Origin of the sequence: Peribacillus frigoritolerans (assembly GCF_001636405.1) — a bacterium.
In the GTDB taxonomy this organism is placed as follows: Bacteria; Bacillota; Bacilli; order Bacillales; family DSM-1321; genus Peribacillus; species Peribacillus frigoritolerans.
The window spans coordinates 2,005,284-2,025,309 of sequence record NZ_KV440950.1 but is presented as its reverse complement, the minus strand read 5'-3'; the positions used below and the strand labels follow the sequence as shown (position 1 = coordinate 2,025,309).

Below are 20,026 nucleotides of genomic sequence, written 5' to 3'. Positions count from 1 at the left end.
CCAGTGGATTCGAAAGTCAGAGTCGATAGGCAGGAAGAAATCCTGACAAAACCACTATCGACATCAGCTAATTTTAATATAAAGCGCACTATGGATTTAATCATCTCGTTTTTTATGCTTATACTTACAGCACCTATTTTACTTTTATTCTGCATTCTTATCCCTATTGATTCAACTGGCTCCCCTTTTTTTTATCAGCAAAGACTAGGCCTGGATGGGAAGCCCTTCAATATAATTAAGCTGCGTTCCATGGGCATCGATGCCGAAAAAAATGGACCTAAGTGGGCAAGTGCAAATGATTCCAGGGTGACTAGAATAGGAGCCTTTATACGAAAAACACGGATTGATGAAATCCCTCAACTTATTAATGTTTTAAAAGGAGATATGTCACTCATCGGGCCAAGACCTGAAAGGGAATATTTCTATAAAGAATTTGAAAAGTTTTTGCCTGGCTTTAAAAAACCGTTTATATGTAAAACCTGGAATTACTGGATGGGCTCAAGTAAATGGGGGTTATGATTTATCACCAAAAGAAAAGCTGCATTACGACCTATATTATATTCAACACCGGTCATTTGCTATGGAAATCAAGATTTTATTCCGAACATTGACCATAGTCTTTACTGGTAATGGAGCTAGATAATCAAAAAAAGGGGTAGTAAAAAATGAAAAAAGTGCTAGTAACTGGGGGCTTTGGATTTATTGGTTCTCATATTGTTGATACATTAATCCGTAATAATTATGAAGTGGCTATATATGATAACCTCTCTACCGGATCTATTGGGAATGTCCAGGCCAAAGTCACTCCCTTCTTTGGAAATGTTGAAGATGAGGTCCTGCTTGAAAATGCTATGGAGACATTTAGGCCTGACTATGTCATTCATCAGGCTGCACAAGTAAGTGTACAACAATCCATTTCGGATATTACGAATGATGCACGAATCAATATCATGGGAACGATAAACATCGCTAAGCTTTCTCACAAGTATGCCATAAAAAAAATCGTGTTTGCTTCATCTGCGGCTGTATATGGAGATGCTGATGTCATGCCAATCACATTATCACATCTTACCTCTCCATTATCACCGTATGGTGCATCAAAAAAAACGGCAGAGGATTATCTAAAGCTCGCAAAAGAATTATACGATTTAAATTATGTGAATCTTCGATACAGCAATGTATATGGGCCAAGACAGACAGCTAGCGGCGAAGGCGGTGTTATATCGATCTTCACTAATCTTGTCATAAAAAATGAGCGGCCCGTCATTTATGGAGACGGCACTCAAACAAGGGATTTCATCTATGTAAAGGATGTAGCCGATGCCAATCTGAAAGCGTTGGAATATGAAGAAAGCGGCACCTTCAATGTCTCATCAACCACCAGTACAAGCATCAATCAATTATTCTCGATTATTCAATCCTTTGGCAGTAATGATTTATCTCCTGTTTATCAGCCAGCGAAAAATGGGGATATCAAAGAAAGCATACTCTGTAATAAAACGACACTTCAAAAATTGGCTTGGCACCCCACTCATTCACTTGAACAGGGTCTTACGAGCACATATGAATATTATTTAAACCAAAATCAGCCTTCTTTAACCAGCAAGACAATTCATTCACCTGCACCTCTACTCAAGCCAACGACTTTATCGTCATAAAATCGGGAGCGAATAAAGTGAATACTAAGAAGAACTCTATTTTAAAAAATATTGTCCATTTATTTTACAGTACCATTCTATCCAATGTTCTTAATGCGGCCACGCTCATTCTATTAGCTAATTATTTTAACTCAAAGAACTATGGAATTTTCAGTGTGGCATTGGCTCTCGCCATGGTCATGAATTTTTTTACGGACCTTGGGACAAGTAATACTTTTTTAAGGGAAGGATCGAAAAAGGAAAACCTAGGAAGAACATTTTCTTCCTATATTAAGATTCGGATTGTTTGCTCTCTTTTGACCTTTTTTGTTTTTTTTGCCGGCATTCATATTCTTTATCAAGAACAAAAAATTCTTTATATGATCTATAGCTTAATGATTCCAATGGTCATTGGCCTGGCGATGCAAAGTATAGGGATAACCTATTTTCAATTAACTGAAAGGATGCAATTCATCGCGTCGATAAAAATCTTCTCTTCTTTTGCGTTGATACTTTCAACCACGGTGAGTATGGGCTTAAAAGTGGATGTTCACCTAGCAGCCTTTTTATATGGATTCTCGTATTTAACCGGTGGATTTTACAGCCTTTATTTACTGCTGAAAAAAGCGGAAATACAATGGAAGTCTCCTTTTGAAAAACAATTATTAACGAATCTCAGTCCGTTTTTAATCAGTGGGTTATTTATTATGTTAACCCCACAATTGGGTCCATTGGTGCTGGAAAAAACACTGCCTTTAGCGCTTGTCGGCCTCTTTGCAGTAGCCTATCGGATTCCTTCTGCTTTATACCAAATACCAGGGGTCATCGCAGGCGCTTTTTTTCCGCTTTTATTTAAGCGATATAACCAAGGGGAGCTTGCAGAACACACAAGATTGAATATCCTGCAAATGAAAATCATGTCCTATATCGGCATGTGCATGACTATAACCTTATTCTACTTGGCCAACTATCTTGTTACCATCTTATTTGGACCCGAGTGGGGATCTGCGGTTCAGCCATTAAAAATATTGGCTTTTATCATCGTTCTGCAAGGCTTTAACATTGCCATTGCTGACGGTCTCACAACAAGGGGATTACAGAACCTGCGTACAATTGTCCAGTTTATAACCATCACCGTTGGTTTGGTTTCCTTCTATTTCATGAGCGTTAACTATGCAGTGGCTGGCTCAGCTTTTGCCGTCCTTACCATGGAAATTGTCTCATTCATTGGATATGTCGCTGCCAACCCAGAAAAAAGAGCGGTACTTTTCAAGGTCATCCTGCCGTATGGTACCTTCTTTTGCATTAGTTTCATCCTAATGCAAAACTTATTATCCAAGTATCCTTTTATAGCCATGATTTCAACCATAATTTTCGTCACTGCTCTAATTTTGCTGCTCGATAAGAGCATCAAGCAATTAATCGTTGGCTTTATTAAAAAGAAACCTGCTACCGAACATTTACAAGATGGGAGACAAAAAGAGAATGGAAAGATTGCTAATTAATAAAAACACCTCTATCTGGTCAGTCTTTCTCTTGTTATTTTTTATTACACTTAGTAAATATAATATCTCCATAGGTTTTTCATTAAAAATTTACATGATTTTTCTAGCCATTTTCTTTTGCATTCATTTTCGGGATTTTTATTTCCATACCCTTTATCATTATGAAATCCTTTTGCTCTTATTTTATTTCACCTATTGTCTGAGCGGCGCTTTTTCTCAGTATCCTGAATCGAGCATTCGGGTCATTCTAGGAGTGATACTCGTACTTGGCTGTTATTTCATCATGAGATATGTATTGGAGCTAACTTCGTTAAGTGCGATTGAGAAATCGATTGCAAATGTCGGAATCATCTTTAACGTCATTAGCCTATTATTATACTTCATTGGAATACAGGTGACAGGAAGATTTCCAACAGGTGTTGAGATTACATCATATGGATTATTATTGGACCGGGATTATCCAAGATTAATCGGTTTGCTGGATGATCCAAACATCTTCATTTTTTTAACACAATCTTTTTTTCCTATTATTTAACCAATTTAAAGGGATTCAAGCATTCAATTGGATTCCTCCTATGTATGATTACTTCCCTTCTGACTTTTTCTAGAGGCGGTATTTTAGCGCTTGTACTGGTGGTCGTTTTGTACATGCTGTTAGCTAATTTCTCAAAAAAAATCAAAATGTTAGCTGTTTCCTTATTATTTTTAGGGGTAATATATGTTGCTGGATCTCTTATCAATATAGATCTCAATGAAATCGTCACGAGTCGCATTTCTGACTTTTCAACAGATGGGGGCAGCGGAAGGTTTGAATTATGGGGGCAGGCGATCAACTACTTTATGTCAAATCCCCTTTTTGGAATTGGCGCTTTTAATTTTTCCGATTATTACGCTTTTGAGCATAATGAAAAGCTATATGTTCACAATACGTATTTAGAGGTTTTAGTAGAGTCTGGAATCATTGGTTTTCTTTTTTACCTTTCTTTTTTATTAATGCTTATCATCACTTTATTCAAGACTAAATTACATAAAGAAAAACCGTTCATTGTGCTTACTCTTTTTGCTTTCTTAATACAGATGATGTCCCTTTCACTCATGATTAATGAAGCATTTTTTTCCTTTTTAGCACTAACTTTAAAATATATTTCGGTATATGAGAAAAAAGAGGTGGAATGTAATGACCTACAGCAAAAAGGATGATAGACCTTTAGTTTCCGTGATAACTCCCTCGTATAACTGCTCGTCTTTTATCCCTGAAACGATAAAAACTGTCCAGGATCAAACCTATTTTAACTGGGAGATGATCATTGTAGATGATCAATCAAAGGATGATTCTGTTTCTATCATTAAATCCTATGCTGAGCACGATTCACGGATCAGACTTATTCCCTTATCCAAGAATGTCGGAGCTGCCCGCGCAAGAAATATAGCCATTAAAGAAGCCAACGGAAAATATATCGCGTTTCTTGATAGTGATGATTTATGGCTCCCAACTAAATTGGAAGAACAAGTCGCATTTATGCAAAAGGGAAATCTAGCATTCTCCTTCACCTCCTATTCTTTAATAGATGAAGAAGGTAAGTCTCTTGATGTTGAAGTAAAGGCACCTAAAGAAGTGGATTATAAGCATCTGATTGGAAATACAACAATTGGCTGTTTAACCGTGATGCTGGATAGGCTGCAATTCAAGCATATCGAAATGCCCGATATTCAGCCTGAAGATACTGCATTATGGCTGTTACTGTTACGACAAGGATATAAAGCGCATGGCTTACCAAAAGTCTTATCCAAATATCGGATTGTAAGTAACTCTACTTCAAGAAATAAATTTAAGGCTGCTTACCGATATTGGAAGCTGTTACGAAGCCAGGAAAAATTAAATTTCGTAAAAGCTAACTTCTATTTTAGCAAATACGCCTATAACGCATACAACAAAAACAGAGGTTCACAGCCTGCCTCTTTACTAAATGGAGGGAAATAAGGTATATGAACAATGTCCTGCTACTTACAGATAAACTCATAATTGGCGGAGCTGAGATGTATTTTTGCAAATTGGAAAACCATCTCCAGGATGAAAACATGACGTTTTACTCTGCTGCTGCGACGGGGGAATTGTACAAGCAAATTCATAACAAACAACAATTCATCCCTTTAAGCTTAAAGAATCACCTTGCCAACCTTAAAATACTGACTAAAGAAGTCAGCTTAAAACACATCGATGTCATTCATGCCAATAGTTTACGAATGCTGCTATATTCGATTGCCATCAAGAAACTGACTAGAAGAAATATCAAGCTCGTGTATACCAAGCATAATGTAACCATCCTAGAAAAAAAGATGCCCTTTCTATTTAAAAGAGTGCTGAATCAGCATGTGGAAGAAATTATCGCAATTAGTAATTTTGAACGGGATAACTTACTTCGGCTTGGTGTTAGGAAGGAGCTTATTCGGACGATTTACAATGGCGTAGATGTGGAGCACTTTTCTTTTAAACAACTACAGCCTAAAGAAACCTTCAATGTGGGAATTTTAGCCCGCTTATCAAAAGAGAAAAATCATGAACTTTTCTTAAAAATCGTTAATGAGTTAAAGGATGTACCTAATGTGATGTTTTATATTGCTGGAGATGGGCCGGAGCGGGAATTTGTAGAAAAAATGATTAAAGACTTAAAGTTACGCCATAAAGTGATGCTCCTTGGCAATGCCTCCAATCCATATGAATTTATATGCAATATGGACGTACTTCTTTTAACATCACTTAGAGAAGTTTTTCCGATGGTCGTCCTGGAAGCAATGGCAGCAGGAACACCAATCATGTCAGTCGATGTAGGCGGCATTAAAGAGGCGGTTGTGGACAATGAAACCGGGATTCTCATTTCACAGCATTCAGAACAGGAATTTGCCAAACAAATTAAAACGCTTCAAGATAGTGTAGATTTAAGACAACGCTTGGGAATTAAAGCAAGACAAAAAGTAGAAGAATCCTTCTCCCTCTCGAATATGATTCATTCTACACTCAAAACCTATCAATGAACAAAAAACAAACGATGACCTCGTTTGTTTTTTGTTTTTTATACCTATACATACTTTTTGGACAAGCATATGCTATATAACATCACCATAAAAGGAGTGTTATATATGGCAGACCCACTCAACCCCCCTGAGGATTGCCAGAACAGGAATGTCGCTAATATAGATTGTTTTGGAGCCGATCCCAATCTAGCTGATAATTCACCAGCCATTCAAGCAGCGATTGATTATTGTGTAGATAATAACTACTCTAAAGTTGTCATAACAGGGAAGAAACAATATACCCTCTCCTCCCCCATTATCATTAAGCAAAATGTCCATCTAGAAATTGATCCGACGATAACATTAATAATTAAAGGTAATTTCCAGGTTTTTGAACTGCAAAAGGATGCTTCCCTCTCCGGCGGGACGATTGAAGTAGTCGATACCAGCTTCAATTCATCCGTCATTTTCCTTTCCGGGGCGCAGCAAATAGAAATCCATAATCATACAGCTATATCCAATATCAATATTATTAACCGTACTACAACATATCAAGGTATAGCCATCCATCTATATTGCAACAAAGCATGGGATTTCATCAGTTTCTTTAAGGCAAACTCCCTCCAAATCACAAATTTCCATACAGCCCTCTATTTAAAAACTGAAAAACTATCAAATGTAGATACCCCATGCTGGATTAATGCCAACTCCTTCGAGTCCATTTTTATAGATGGCTGTCAGTACGGTATCGAGATTGTCGGAAACAGTGATTTACCTTACGAAATTTCCGGAAATATGTTTACCGGAATCCAAGTTCAATGCCGGAGCCAAACAAAGAAAGTCATCCGTTGTTCGGGTGCCTATAATATTTTTGAAGGAGTTATATGGGATACCTATCGTATGGATGCTCCTCCTCTGGTCATCGAATTCTCTTCTACATCTCATCACAACTACCTCTTTTCGAACCAAATAGCTACATCAATTCTAGACCGTGGCCAATACAATCGGTGCACATCGCCACATGAAGAATCGCTTCAAGTATATCCACCTCTAGCCTTAGGAAAAGCCCATCTGGTCGGGAATCAAGACGATATTTTAGTAAGTGCAAACGTCCGCTACGCTGTACGTCAGCTTACTGGAAAGGCTCCTTATGGAGGAAATATCAATAACTGTTTCAATTTACTCGATGAGCAAAGTGTAAATTACCTCGATGTCCCTAGTTCCCAACCGGTAGTGATTGAATTGGATTTTACCAAACAGCCTATTAAAATGCTAAATTGCTTTGGTATTTATTTTGGATGGAATGAAAGTCCCAGCCGAGTATTAATTGAATATCAACAAAGCTTAAATGGACCTTGGATAGTTGCAAAAAATCTCCCTTTTAATGCCGGTAATACTGTAATCTCAGAAGCAAGAGCAGAAACACTGTACAAGATTAGACTGACCTTAAGCGGATATACACAAGAGCACAAACGATTCCGGATTAATCGGATTTTCGCAAGATCATCGTTACAGCAAGGTGCAGCTTGGCTGCCGACTACAGGTGGAACATTATATGGAGATTTAGAACTTCAAAAAGGGAAAGCTGTGACAATGGCTTCACCAAACGGAACAAAGTGGAAAGTGACTATTAATGACCAAGGCCAAATTATCACTACAAAGCTATGACTACTAAATATAAAAAAAACTGGCATATATCCTCTTTATCCAAAGAGGAAAGAATTATTCCCCAGTGATAAAAATTAATAATACCAGTTAATTAATGGTCATAAATGTTATCTCCAAATTACATTACAGGGTGTGTGCATCCCTATTGGCTAATCACCCTTTTCGCTATTATTATTGATTCAAGATATTGGCCTGACCTCTGTCGATGATTCTACTCATAGGCAGTGATGGGATCTCAATGATAGTGCCCATGCTATTATCCTTAAGTTCAATAACCTCGTTTTGAAGTGTGATTTTGTCCAGATCCCAAACCATGCCCTCAAACTTATTGTATTGCCCATTTACCTTCATAATGCTCTTTGTTTTCCCTGAAGGCTGTATCTGTAAACTAGTAAATTGATTACCACTAACCTCATTCGGTACGGTAGAGTTACTATCTATGTAAATCATATTCACACAATCTTCCAATGATAGATTCAAAAAACGATTAGCATTGATCCAGGCCTTACCAGAAGACGGTTCTTCAGCTATTAACTTTACTCCAGTCTCCATCCCAGCAACCTTGACATTTTCAAAGTTCACGAAAGAAATCTCATGTTCCTTACCGCCAGCATATAAAGATACCCCTGTACCCTGATTACTCTCAGACCAATTAATGATATTTACATCCTTCACTTGCGTTTTGTTCCAGGTATTATAATATTTATACTTACCATCTAAGTATATGACCTCTGAGTCAAACTCAGCATCATTAATCACTACATAAGCACCTTCAAGGGAAGCATTCTGCTCAAGCTCAAGCACCCTGAAGTTCCCCTCAACAATGAACTTTGTTCCGTATCCAAATAGCAGCCTAACACCTTTCCTAACTTTGATAGGTGTTGAAATCGAATACTCCCTATCATCCAGCATTACCGTCTTTAACTTAGTGGCCTTTGCATGATCAATGGCAGTCTGAATCTTCGCAGAATCATTAGCCCCTTTAAAATCTTCAACGTATATCTTTTCTTTGTGATTTGATAGAGATTGTTTCTGCTGAAAAATGAAGATAACAATCAACAAAAAACAGAAGGAAAAACCTATGATTTTTTTCATGAAATTCATCCTTTTTTTAGTTTTTTTGTTGGTAATATGTCTATATTCTATTGATATAAGTAGGCCTATTTATAGGATTACTTCCATCTCCCCTTTAACACTTTCTACATAAAAAAAGCCGTTCTCTAATTAATAAGCGGCTTAGTCTATATTAATTATTTAAATTGTAGGTAACGCACAGTTTATTTCCAAAACTATCGATGATATTGAAAAAGAGGCAGAAACTTCAGCCTCCTCGTTCTAAACTTCATATTATTTCTTAAACGACCCAAGTGACTTCGTTCTTAATCACCTTTGCGGGATTGCCCCCGACTATACTTCCGCTGGGAACGTCACGTGTAACTACTGAACCTGCTGCTATCACTGCTCCATCGCCAATAGTTACCCCTTTGAGTATTGTTGATTTACAACCAATCCAAACATTATTACCTATCACAACTGGTTTTACGAAAATCTCTCCATTTAGCTGGTGATAGTCAGTGTCTGTAATAACAACATCCCAAGAAATAGCACAATCATTACCTATATTTACACTTTCCATACACAATATTTCAGATCTTCTATTAATAAAAGTGCGATCACCAACTACTATTTTTGCTCCTGGAGAATCTAAAAAGAATCCAACATTCTGATACAAACTTACATTATCACCCATATTCAATTCGGTATCTTTGTAGGGGCGCGAAATATTTACTTTCCCTAGCACAAAAAAACGCCGTCCACACTTGTCTATTTTTCTCCTTAAAACTAAACCTCGAGCTAACCAAGTTACAATTTTCAATTTTTTAGTCAATTGATACACACCCCATGTATAAAGAATATCATATTTTCCATTTATTTAACTTACATTTGAGAAAAATTTCCGGATTGGGACAACTATTACATTTATTCTGTAGAATAAACCCATATATGCTATGAGTGTCTTTAACTGTATATTTAAAGCTGTTGAGAAGTTTCTCAACAGCTTTAAATTCAGCTTTAAATCACAAATCATAAGCATTTTCAAAACTGCACTTAGAAAATGGCTTTTTCCAGCCTAGTTCATGATATATTTTTTTAGATAAAACTATAAGCTGACTAGGTCACATTCTCGGAGCACTATATATTCGCTTAAATTGCCGTACTTAATAATGTATATCTAATTCCACTACACAAGTTCAAAAGTTCAATAAGTCTGAAAAATAATCAGAACTGGGGTCATGGCTACCACCAATTAACGAAGATTTGAGCACCATCAGATTCTATATGTTTGAAAATCCTTGATCAATTATAAGGATGATCAGCTTGTTTGAATTTTCTCCGTTAAGAATTCAGAGTTTTATAAGTATCTGCTGTGGATAAAAGGATGTAATACTTCTCATTTGATTTTTCACAACAAACCATTAAACACCAAATGATAGGTAAACAACTGGCGTTACCTCCTTACATCCTCTTTTTAAAACAACAAAAGAAAGAATTGTCGCTATATATTCCCTCATTCAAATTCTTTAGGAGCTAAATCTATTTTACCAAAACGATGTAATATCCTTTGAACGATGCGAGATGATGCTTTCCCATCCCCATATGGATTTGTCGCTCTGGCCATGGTATTATACTCCAATTCATTATTTAATAATTCATGAGCTGCTTGATAGATAGTATCTTCATTAGTCCCCACTAGTCTTAGAGTACCAGCTTCAACTCCTTCAGGCCTTTCTGTTGTATCTCTTAAAACGAGAACAGGAACTCCTAGAGTTGGTGCTTCTTCTTGAACACCACCAGAGTCAGTCAATATAATATGTGAACGAGAAGCAAAGTTATGAAAATCTATTACTCCTAAAGGTTCTATTAGATGTATTCTCTCATCATTGCCTAGTAATTCATCTGCAATTTCTCGAACAGCTGGGTTAAGGTGAACAGGGTATACAACTTGTACATCGCTATTTTCTGTTAATAATCGCTTAATTGCTTTAAACATATTCTTCATTGGCTCCCCGAGGTTTTCACGTCTATGGGCAGTTAACAGTACTATTCTATCTAATCCTATCTTATCTAATAGTTCATGTTTATAAGAACTTGATACTGTAGTCTTTAAAGCATCAATTGCAGTATTACCTGTTACAAAAATTGCTTCTTCCTTTTTATTTTCTTGTATTAAATTCCCTTTAGATTGAGCAGTTGGAGCAAAATGCAAATCAGCTATTACCCCAGTTAATTGTCTATTTACCTCTTCAGGAAATGGTGAGTATTTATTCCATGTTCTTAAACCAGCCTCAACATGTCCTACTGAAATTTGATTATAAAAAGCAGCTAGACTAGCAACAAATGTAGTTGAAGTATCTCCGTGAACTAGAACTAAATCTGGTTGTACTTCTTTCATCACATTATCTAAACCTGATAATGCGTTAATTGTTACTCCTGTCAAAGTTTGTCGCTCCTTCATAATATTCAAGTCATAATCAGGTGTAATACTAAATACATCTAAAACCTGATCTAACATTTCTCTATGCTGAGCAGTAACAGTTACGATTGATTCAATAATTTCATTATATTTTTCTAATTCTAGTACTAGAGGTGCCATTTTAATTGCCTCTGGTCTAGTACCAAAAATTGTCATAACTTTAATTCTATTATTCATAGTTTACTCCTCATTACGTAATAAAGTTTGCTTTATAACTTTTCCCCGTTAGCTGACACTTTATGTTCATCATTGATATTGCTTGAAAGGGACTAGATCTGGAAACCCCTTTTAATTCCAGTATTTCAGTATCCAAATAATGTGAGTTCAATTCAGAATGATATCTCCAAAAAATACACTCTCTCTATAATCTTACTAAATACTATTTAAGGAAAGTAATAATTTGTAATTACAAATACTGCCTTAAAATCCAATACCCTTGAAATTATACGCTCTACGTTATAATCACCTTCATTCTTAATCTAGACACTTTGCAAGACTTATTACATAAAAGTATAATGATTGGAAAAGTATATTGATTTATCAAAAAGACTACTACTTATTGTATTTTATTTGTATTAACAACATTTGAGGTACTCAAATAAAAGCCATTTTCCGATATCTGACGATTATTTTGGAAAACTAACAATGTAGTAACCTTTCCGGCCGTTATTAGATACTTTGTCCCCTTTTGATTTATCCATTTAATAGTGTTATTATTTACACTGACATTATTAATATCTGAAAAATAAAAAACAGATTTTTGGAAGTCATTACTCATTCCGTATCCGCAATCAATTATAGTGTTATTAAATATATTAAAATTATCATGCATTCTCACATAATCAAATTCATATTGGACTGTGTCAACAGCACACCAAGGGAAATTAACAATGTGATTGTTATAAACATTCACATTAGAAACTTTGTTGTTTGCCCCAAAATGAATTGCTCCAACATTATTAAGATGAAAATATTCTTTTCCTGTATAGCCGTTATCTACAAATTTTATCTGATTGTTGTATATCTCGACATTTTTAATCGGACCATTCATAGAAGCGTTAATAAAAGGGGTTTCTTGCATAACTGTGACTATACCACCATGGCCTGCATAGTATCCTTCCGCAACGACCTCTATATCATTGTTAAAGATTTTTATCTTTTCCAAACCATTGTTGTAATTTATTGGCCAAAACCAAATCCCCCTATTAACACCTCTCAATGTATTATCAGATATATCTCTATATCCCATTTTTAAATATGCTCCGGGATTATATTTGGGGGGCACGACATTAATTCCAGCCTGAGCATTCTTAATAACATTACCTCTTACGATACCAAAGCCATGTGTTTCAATTCCACCTTCTAATTTCCATCTAGCTGGAGGGTCAATTTTGACTTTAAATGCCTCTATCTCATTATTTTCAATTTCATGATTTGTTGCTTCAACATAGATAGGAGATGCGTCATACCAAGTTTTCCCTTTGAGTTGCCATCGAATTTTGTTTCGTTTTAAAAAAACTCTTTCGCTACCATAATAGTCTTCTTGATCGGATACAGATATAACCCAGCCTCCAAATGCTTGAAATAAGTTATCCATAATAATAATATTTCGCGATTTACCTAATAGGGTTATACAATTACAGGGGATTTGGTTATTATTAGGTTGTATATCAGATGATAATTCATCCCATTGATCAAAAAATATGCCTGATATTGTAACATCTTCAACAGTATCTTCTAGTTTTTTAGATATTATTGAAAAATATCCATTTCCTGAATTAGTAAATATCCGTGGCAACCCTATACCTTTTAGATATACATTTGACTTTAAAAATATCTCTCCCCCTGTAACTTTGTAGTTACCTCTTGGTATTATTATTTTTCCACCACCTAATTTATGAACAATATTTATTGCATCTATAAATGCTTTAGTATCGTTTGAAATTCCATCCCCTTTTGCTCCAAACCATTTGATATTAATCCCTTTTAATTTAAACCTAAATATATAATTAGTAATAAGGATTAAAATAATGATAAAAATTAGAAGTATAAATTTTCTTCTTTTCATATTATCTCCCTCCAAAAAGTTTTTTGATACAATTAATAACACATCTATCATTCTGGGAGGAGTTGTAATCATAGAATCTGCTAAATGAGAAACCCAGTATCCAGCCTTCACATTTAGCACAATCACTAAGCAAATTTTATTAAATTATTTAGAAATAACATTGCGCATTCTTAAAAATAAATTTTTAATTAGGCCTCTATTTGTCAATTCCCCAAAAATCAAAAAGGTAGTTCCAACGACTATTGAAATAATAAACGAATAGACAATCCAACTAATCCAGGAAGAAATGGTTATGTTGGTAATACTATTAATCAACTGAGTGACTAAAAACAGTAGAAATATATTCATCAATATTTTAATAAAGGTTTCAGTAGGCTTTATATGTAAAATATTTTTACTTGAATATAAAATAATATCTAACGACCTGTAGATATAAGATGCGACACTGCCACAAAGTACACCATATAAACCTAAAAATTGTACCATAATAATGGATACGCATATATTAATACATGCCTCTATAATAGCTCTGTTCCGAGTTTGTTCATAATGACCGGAAGCTTCAATTAAAGAATTTAAAGGTATACGAACTGCATTAAAAAGGCCAACTACTATAAACATAATTGACAATATAGGATCAATATAATTAACATCAGTTACTCCGTTTGTATAAATTTGTATAAACGGTTCAATCGTAAGATATGCCACACAATATAACCATGCAGTAAACAAATAAAAAATTGATTCATAATTTCTAAAAATAGTTAGTAAAGCAGAATTATTTTCTTGATTTATTAGATTACCGAAACTTGAAACAACAGATTTAGAAAATAATTGCAGGATGGTTATTAAAGCACTGAAAACTAAGTTATATACTGCATATTTGCTAGCATCTTTCAAACTGCAAAAAATTGATATAATTATTAACGGACTATTAAAAACTAAGAGACCAGCAATTTGGTGATATAAAACGGACCATCTTTGTCCCATTTGAGAGAAATCAGGTTTCACATTGTACTTAATAAACGAATAGTTACGCGAAATATAAATCTTAGTCAGTAAAACTCTGATAAGCACGCTTATTGAATATATTGCCTGAACTATTAAAAAACTAAACCCAAGATTGATTGCATATATTTTAAGTATCGAAGCTATAATAACCGTTAACGTCATCACACTATTAATAATATAAGACTTCTGATCTGCTACAAGCAAAACTCGCATTTTACCGTATAAGAAATATTCAACTATGCTTCCACCAGACATGATTAATATTAATAATACAATTTGATAATAAGGAATAGATGACTCGATTAAAAATGGATAACTAATACTTCCTACCAAAGTGATTAAAAGAAATAAAAAACCTGATTTTCTATATAATTCATTGCATGCGGATAGTATACTGTTTATCTTTGTATAATCATTTTGCACTAGCGGCTTATACAATGCACTAATACCAGTTAATGCAATACCGGCCTCAACAATATTCATATAATTAACTACTTGAATAATCGTTACGGACAAGCCATTTACCTCAGATCCATACGAAGAAAGAAAAAGTCTTAATGTGATTAAATTGAATACCGCGTATGTGAATTGATATACAAATGAAGATAACAATGAATATAAAACATTTTTAGTTCTCATACTCTTCCTTCTCTATGATTTTTTCAAAATCTTTTATGCTATCTTGGTTCTGAAAATCATAAGACATTACATTATTTTTAAGGTTCATATATAAATCATTGTTTAGAATAAGATTTTTGACAGCTTCATAAACTGCTTCCCCGCTTTTTTTAACTATTATCCCAGTTACATGTTCTTCAATTGCTTCTCTTGCACAATTGAAATCCGTAGAAACTATGGGCACTCGTAAAACTAGTGCTTCCATAATCGTTACTGGAAGTCCTTCAAAATCAGATGTTAGAACAAGGAGATTTGCTTCTTTAATATAAGGATAAGGATTTTGCTTAAATCCTACTAATTCAATAAATCGATCTAAACCATTATCTTTTATTTGATTTTCAAGCCACAAATGATCAGGACCATTCCCAACAATAAACCATTTAAAGTTACAAACCCCGTCATTAACCAATAACTTGCAACATTCAATAATCCTATCAAAACGCTTTTGTACATTATCAAGTCTAGCAACAGTAACAATAATCATTTTTTCTTTATTTCCATAAGGTTTAATCTCTAAAGACTTCTGCTCTATTTCATTAATGTTAATTAAGTTGTAAATCAAATGGGATTTTCCAATTAAACGGGGCTCAATTTTCTCAAATCTATTTTTACAATCATTTGATACATTTATGATTGCATCAAATTCATTATAATTTCTAAAACAGTTTCGAGAATCAATACCTAAGACTTCCGGATTATTGTGTATCCATGTAATTTTCTTTTTTGTGTTTATTTTCCATAAAACAAATTTATCCCATAAGCCCGGCATGCCAGTATAGGATATCGCTAAATCAAAACCGTTTATCTTTTTAATACGTATTAATACTATTTTATATATTAAACTCTCTAATCCTATTTTTGATAAATAACGAACAATTCCCTTTACTATATACTTGAACTTATTTTTTTGCTTTAATTCATTTTTATGTGTTGCCATCATTTTGAGAAAATTATCTAAATAAATGGGTTGATTAATTATTTTTATATTATTATTTAACTGATTACGCATCTCCCCTCCATATTCCAATAAGCATATTGTTATATCAAATTTTCCGGATAATTCATTAACAAAGTTTATTAACGCCTTTTGCATTCCACCATTATTTAAGTTATTTACTACAAAAATTATTTTCATTTATATCACATCTTCTTTTTTTTTTAAAAAATCATGTTTTATCTGTTCTGTCTTTTAGTCTAATTTTAATCAGTTGATTTATTTTCACAGTGAACCAAAGTTGAAAATATTTATCAAAAACAAACATAAGTATTATAGTTGCATTTAAACCTAAGAATAAACTTAACCTAACAACTAAAAATACATTAACAAATAAAAGATCTAATGATTTAGCCTTACAAACAAATTTATCGAACGCAATAATAGCTAAACAATTTAAAACTGAGAATAATGGGGCACCTACAAATCCAAAATAAGCATATCCTTGAGATACCATTGGAACTATTTGTGTTATCGAGACATTTCCAGCCGGATCAGTTCCATTCATAAATAAGTTAAATATAAAAGAAGTGGTATTGCTTTGATTAAGATTTAAAAAATTCCCTAAATAACCCGTCCACACAAATAAATCGTTAAAAAAAGTGTTGAGATTTATTTGATTATTATATATATCTATACTTTGTAAGCCAATAGCAACATTCTCTGGTCCCGAAACGTAAATTTGAAGGTTATTAACAAAAAAAGATCCGTTGATTTCAGCAGTCCCTCCATCTGGCCTCCACGCCCGAGGGGCAAATAACCGAAAAGCACTAATAGTAAACAGCAAAATCAACCCAAAACTACTAATAACTATTAACATTGACTTTCTTTTTGTACTAAAACAGTACCATAAGGCAGCAATAACACAAATTAAATCTACTACTATATTTGTTCTATTTTCTCCAGTAAATATACATATATACAAGAATGATAAAAGTAAAGCCAATATAAAATAAATATTATTCTTGTTTTTCTCATTATATCTATATGCCAAAAACTTTAATAGAACTAAGTATAAAGCCATCTTACATATTAACAGTATTCTAATATCGATTCCTTTAAAATAACTAACTGTATTTAATTTTGAATCATCAATAGAAATAAATTGAAAATTATTTAACAATGAAGGGAAAAAAAGAATTAATAAAAAAGAAATAGTTATAATAAAAATATAAACAAAATTAACCCTGCCGTTTTGTATTTCTGTTAGGGAAAACTTAACTTTATTTTTTAATAACACCTTATTTCCCACGAAAACTACCACTAAAATACAAACTACTAATTCATAAACCATTAGTAATATTGCTTTATTTAAGTAATCATTTGAAAAGTGCGATATTACTAATGACGTTCCAGCTCTTTCAGTAAATACTATAAATAATGGTGTAATAGTATATCTAACAAATAATACTACGTATAATATCCCTAATCCTATATATCTAGTGGAAAGAACTGTTAATTTAGGAAAAATGAGTAGTAATATACTATACGTTAGCGGTAAAAAACCTATTAGATAATATTTATCTAAATTTACACTTAATAAAGAAACAAGAACTGCCGCTATCATGGAGAAGACTATAATAGCAGAGTGTAAAACTCTTATTTTTGACATAGGTTTAGATTACCCCATTCCTTACTTCCATTTAAACTAAAGTATATTACATATCTCCTTTGCAACATTTATGAAATTTAATTTTTCTATAGGAGAATTATTCACTGTTTTGTTTAATTCTTCAAAATTCATTATTGTGTCTTCTATAGATTCTATATTATTTTCACATACGATAAATCTATTAAAACTAGTGATGTACTCACTGAGGAATTGTTTGTTTTGTTCATTTCCGTCAATAATAAATATAACTGGTTTGTTTGTTGCAGCATAATAATAAAGCTTAGCAGGTACCTGTGTACCTTTTAAGTTACATACACCTATTAATATATCTACTTGTTTCTCTATTTCCTCTAGCTCATTAAATGGAACCCTAGATTTAACAGTTACATTTGTAGTGCTATCAAAGGGGGAGCTACTGTTTCCATACAAAAATAATTGTAGGTTCTTCATTTTATTCACGCCATCATATAATGGTTTCAGATTCCTGATATTTGGATTGTAGTCACCGAAATATCCAATTTTTATTTTAGAGTTAATTATTTTTTTATTATCAAAAATCTTTTCTTTTATATATGGAATTGATATAAAGTGCATTTTGTCACTGTAACTAGGATAAATTTTCTTTTGTTCAATTAAAGTCAAAGGGGAAACATAAAGGACTTTATCTGCCATCCGAATAAGTTTCTTCTCTATATACCTTATATAAGATTTGGGTAACTTCAGTTGGGTTGAAATATCCAATAAAATCGGATCACCGTATAATTGCATCCATTTTCCATATGAATTCCTTTTATGTTTTTGAATCCATTCTCCTAAAAGGTGTACCGATCTAGGATCAGAAGAAGTAATCATTAGATCGAAATATTCTTCAAATACATTTAATTCAGACAACCTTTTTGCAAGTATTTTGTAGTGATCAAATATGGAAAAGCTATGATATATTTTTCTAACTACATTTTTAGCAGAAATTTTCCTTTTTGATTTAATATTGTTATTATTTACTGTAATCGATGGTCGAGAATACCTAATAGGTACAATAGAAGCACGCTCTATTCCAAGAGATATTAATATTTCTTCATTTACTAATGAGTCTGAATGAGCACATAGTACAGTAACATCATGGCCAAGAGCCAAAAATCCTTTTATTATTGCAATATTACATATATTCGCTGAACTCGTAGTTGTAATGGGCGCTGATGTTATATACAATATTTTCACTTTAATCCTCCAATTTCAATAAATTCTTGAACCTTTGAAATAAAAAGTTCATCTTCTTTAACCACTTTAGAAAGTTCTTGATTACAATCCCTCTCAAATTTCAGCCTATCAATTTCCATATATTCATGATATAAGTCATTGGCAAAGCTCTCACTCTCTAAATCTGCATTTAACCCTATTCCAGATTTAATTGAACGTTGACCAGAATAAACTTTTGGATTAGCCCAGAAAGGAATCTTATAAATCAAGGAATCATAATATTTATTAGGCATTGCAAAAAGGTTCGCATAGCTTTCAATTCCATAATAGGCATTAATAATATCTGCATTAGCTAATAACTTTATCTTATCTTTTCTATCATACTTGCCTGTTATTTGAACATCTAATTTTCTTTCTTGACAAAAAGCCTTAAACTTTTCGTATGCTACTCCGTAACCATGATAAACAACCTTAAATCTGTCATCATTTGCTAATTTTAAGGCGATTTTTGAATCGATATCAAAATGTCTAATTGCACCAATAAATGAAACAGTTATTATCCCATCTCTTTCTTTAGGTTTATTAAATTCATTAGCCTGTTCAATTTCTTCCCGCAATATATTATGGGATAAAATATATTTATTTGATGAAGGCAAAAACATTTTAAACTCCTCAGAGGAAATAGTGGTAAAATATGAACTTTTTATTACCCTATTTTCAATCATTTTATAAGGGTAAAAATTCTCAAATGTATAATCTCTTATATCAAATATAAATTTATTTTTGTAATTCTTTTGTAAATAATCAAATAAAAATATTCCTGTTAGTGATGTAAGGACTATTAATTTATCATATTTCCTCTTATTTATATTTTTAATGACAAATCTTCTAAATTCTAAAAAGTCCTTTATTTTATCTTTGTGTGATAAATTTAGACGGGATGGTTTTTGAAAAACAATGGATTTGTATTTTTCTGGACAATCTGGGCTACCCAATCTATCCCAATATATTATCTCAAAATCCTCATTTTCCTGTTCAAGAATACTGATATATTTATTCATATACGGTGCAAAACTTGTATTTAGTAAAAAGATAATCCCTATCAATAA

General features: G+C 33.2%; 14 protein-coding genes and 2 pseudogenes. 7 read left to right on the top strand and 9 right to left on the bottom strand.

The annotated features are described in order from the left end of the window. The first annotated feature begins 90 nt into the window (after positions 1 to 90). The 7 genes and pseudogenes from A6755_RS09855 to A6755_RS09825 all read left to right on the top strand — a co-directional run bounded on the left by A6755_RS09855 (position 91) and on the right by A6755_RS09825 (position 7,822). Positions 91 to 643 (top strand): annotated as a pseudogene (locus A6755_RS09855) (sugar transferase). A 22-nt stretch (positions 644 to 665) separates the two neighbouring features. Then, positions 666 to 1,658, top strand: coding sequence for an NAD-dependent epimerase/dehydratase family protein (locus A6755_RS09850; protein ID WP_063590563.1), 993 nt, complete (start codon positions 666 to 668; stop codon positions 1,656 to 1,658). Between the two features lie 17 nt (positions 1,659 to 1,675). Then, positions 1,676 to 3,142: an oligosaccharide flippase family protein gene (locus A6755_RS09845; protein WP_063590562.1), complete on the top strand. Its 1,467-nt coding sequence runs from the start codon at positions 1,676 to 1,678 to the stop codon at positions 3,140 to 3,142. Further along, a pseudogene (locus tag A6755_RS09840) lies at positions 3,123 to 4,342 on the top strand (O-antigen ligase family protein). Before A6755_RS09845 ends, A6755_RS09840 begins: the two are co-directional and overlap by 20 nt. Then, positions 4,320 to 5,123 carry a glycosyltransferase family 2 protein gene (locus tag A6755_RS09835; RefSeq protein ID WP_063590561.1) on the top strand — a complete coding sequence of 268 codons (804 nt, stop codon included), beginning with the start codon at positions 4,320 to 4,322 and terminating at the stop codon, positions 5,121 to 5,123. Before A6755_RS09840 ends, A6755_RS09835 begins: the two are co-directional and overlap by 23 nt. A gap of 5 nt (positions 5,124 to 5,128) precedes the next feature. Further along, positions 5,129 to 6,175, top strand: a complete 1,047-nt coding sequence (locus tag A6755_RS09830) for a glycosyltransferase family 4 protein (protein WP_063590560.1) — start codon at positions 5,129 to 5,131, stop codon at positions 6,173 to 6,175. A gap of 105 nt (positions 6,176 to 6,280) precedes the next feature. Continuing rightward, complete coding sequence (locus A6755_RS09825; RefSeq protein WP_063590559.1) at positions 6,281 to 7,822, top strand: glycoside hydrolase family protein; 1,542 nt, start codon at positions 6,281 to 6,283, stop codon at positions 7,820 to 7,822. Positions 7,823 to 7,993: 171 nt separating this feature from the next. Here A6755_RS09825 and A6755_RS09820 read toward each other — a convergent pair whose 3' ends face one another. The 9 genes from A6755_RS09820 to A6755_RS09780 form a co-directional block, all read right to left on the bottom strand. Next, positions 7,994 to 8,917, bottom strand: a complete 924-nt coding sequence (locus A6755_RS09820) for a hypothetical protein (protein WP_063590558.1) — start codon at positions 8,915 to 8,917, stop codon at positions 7,994 to 7,996. A gap of 259 nt (positions 8,918 to 9,176) precedes the next feature. Further along, entirely contained in the window at positions 9,177 to 9,710 is a 534-nt protein-coding gene (locus A6755_RS27910) for an acyltransferase (protein ID WP_284108474.1), read from the bottom strand. Positions 9,711 to 10,391: 681 nt separating this feature from the next. Beyond that, positions 10,392 to 11,534 carry a non-hydrolyzing UDP-N-acetylglucosamine 2-epimerase gene (gene wecB / locus A6755_RS09810; RefSeq protein ID WP_063590557.1) on the bottom strand — a complete coding sequence of 381 codons (1,143 nt, stop codon included), beginning with the start codon at positions 11,532 to 11,534 and terminating at the stop codon, positions 10,392 to 10,394. A gap of 379 nt (positions 11,535 to 11,913) precedes the next feature. Next, positions 11,914 to 13,425, bottom strand: a complete 1,512-nt coding sequence (locus tag A6755_RS09805) for a glycosyl hydrolase family 28-related protein (protein ID WP_063590556.1) — start codon at positions 13,423 to 13,425, stop codon at positions 11,914 to 11,916. Positions 13,426 to 13,569: 144 nt separating this feature from the next. After that, positions 13,570 to 15,075 carry a lipopolysaccharide biosynthesis protein gene (locus tag A6755_RS09800; protein WP_063590555.1) on the bottom strand — a complete coding sequence of 502 codons (1,506 nt, stop codon included), beginning with the start codon at positions 15,073 to 15,075 and terminating at the stop codon, positions 13,570 to 13,572. After that, complete coding sequence (locus tag A6755_RS09795; RefSeq protein ID WP_063590554.1) at positions 15,065 to 16,249, bottom strand: glycosyltransferase; 1,185 nt, start codon at positions 16,247 to 16,249, stop codon at positions 15,065 to 15,067. Before A6755_RS09795 ends, A6755_RS09800 begins: the two co-directional genes overlap by 11 nt. Before the next feature lie 31 nt (positions 16,250 to 16,280). Further along, a complete protein-coding gene (locus tag A6755_RS09790; RefSeq protein ID WP_063590553.1) occupies positions 16,281 to 17,720 on the bottom strand; it encodes an oligosaccharide repeat unit polymerase in 1,440 nt (479 codons plus the stop codon). Between the two features lie 36 nt (positions 17,721 to 17,756). Beyond that, the gene (locus A6755_RS09785) at positions 17,757 to 18,938 is read right to left on the bottom strand and encodes a glycosyltransferase family protein (RefSeq protein ID WP_063590552.1); all 1,182 of its coding nucleotides are present in this window, start codon (positions 18,936 to 18,938) and stop codon (positions 17,757 to 17,759) included. Beyond that, positions 18,935 to 20,023, bottom strand: coding sequence for a glycosyltransferase family protein (locus tag A6755_RS09780; protein ID WP_063590551.1), 1,089 nt, complete (start codon positions 20,021 to 20,023; stop codon positions 18,935 to 18,937). The genes A6755_RS09785 and A6755_RS09780 overlap by 4 nt, the downstream gene beginning before the upstream one ends. Positions 20,024 to 20,026: the final 3 nt, after the last annotated feature.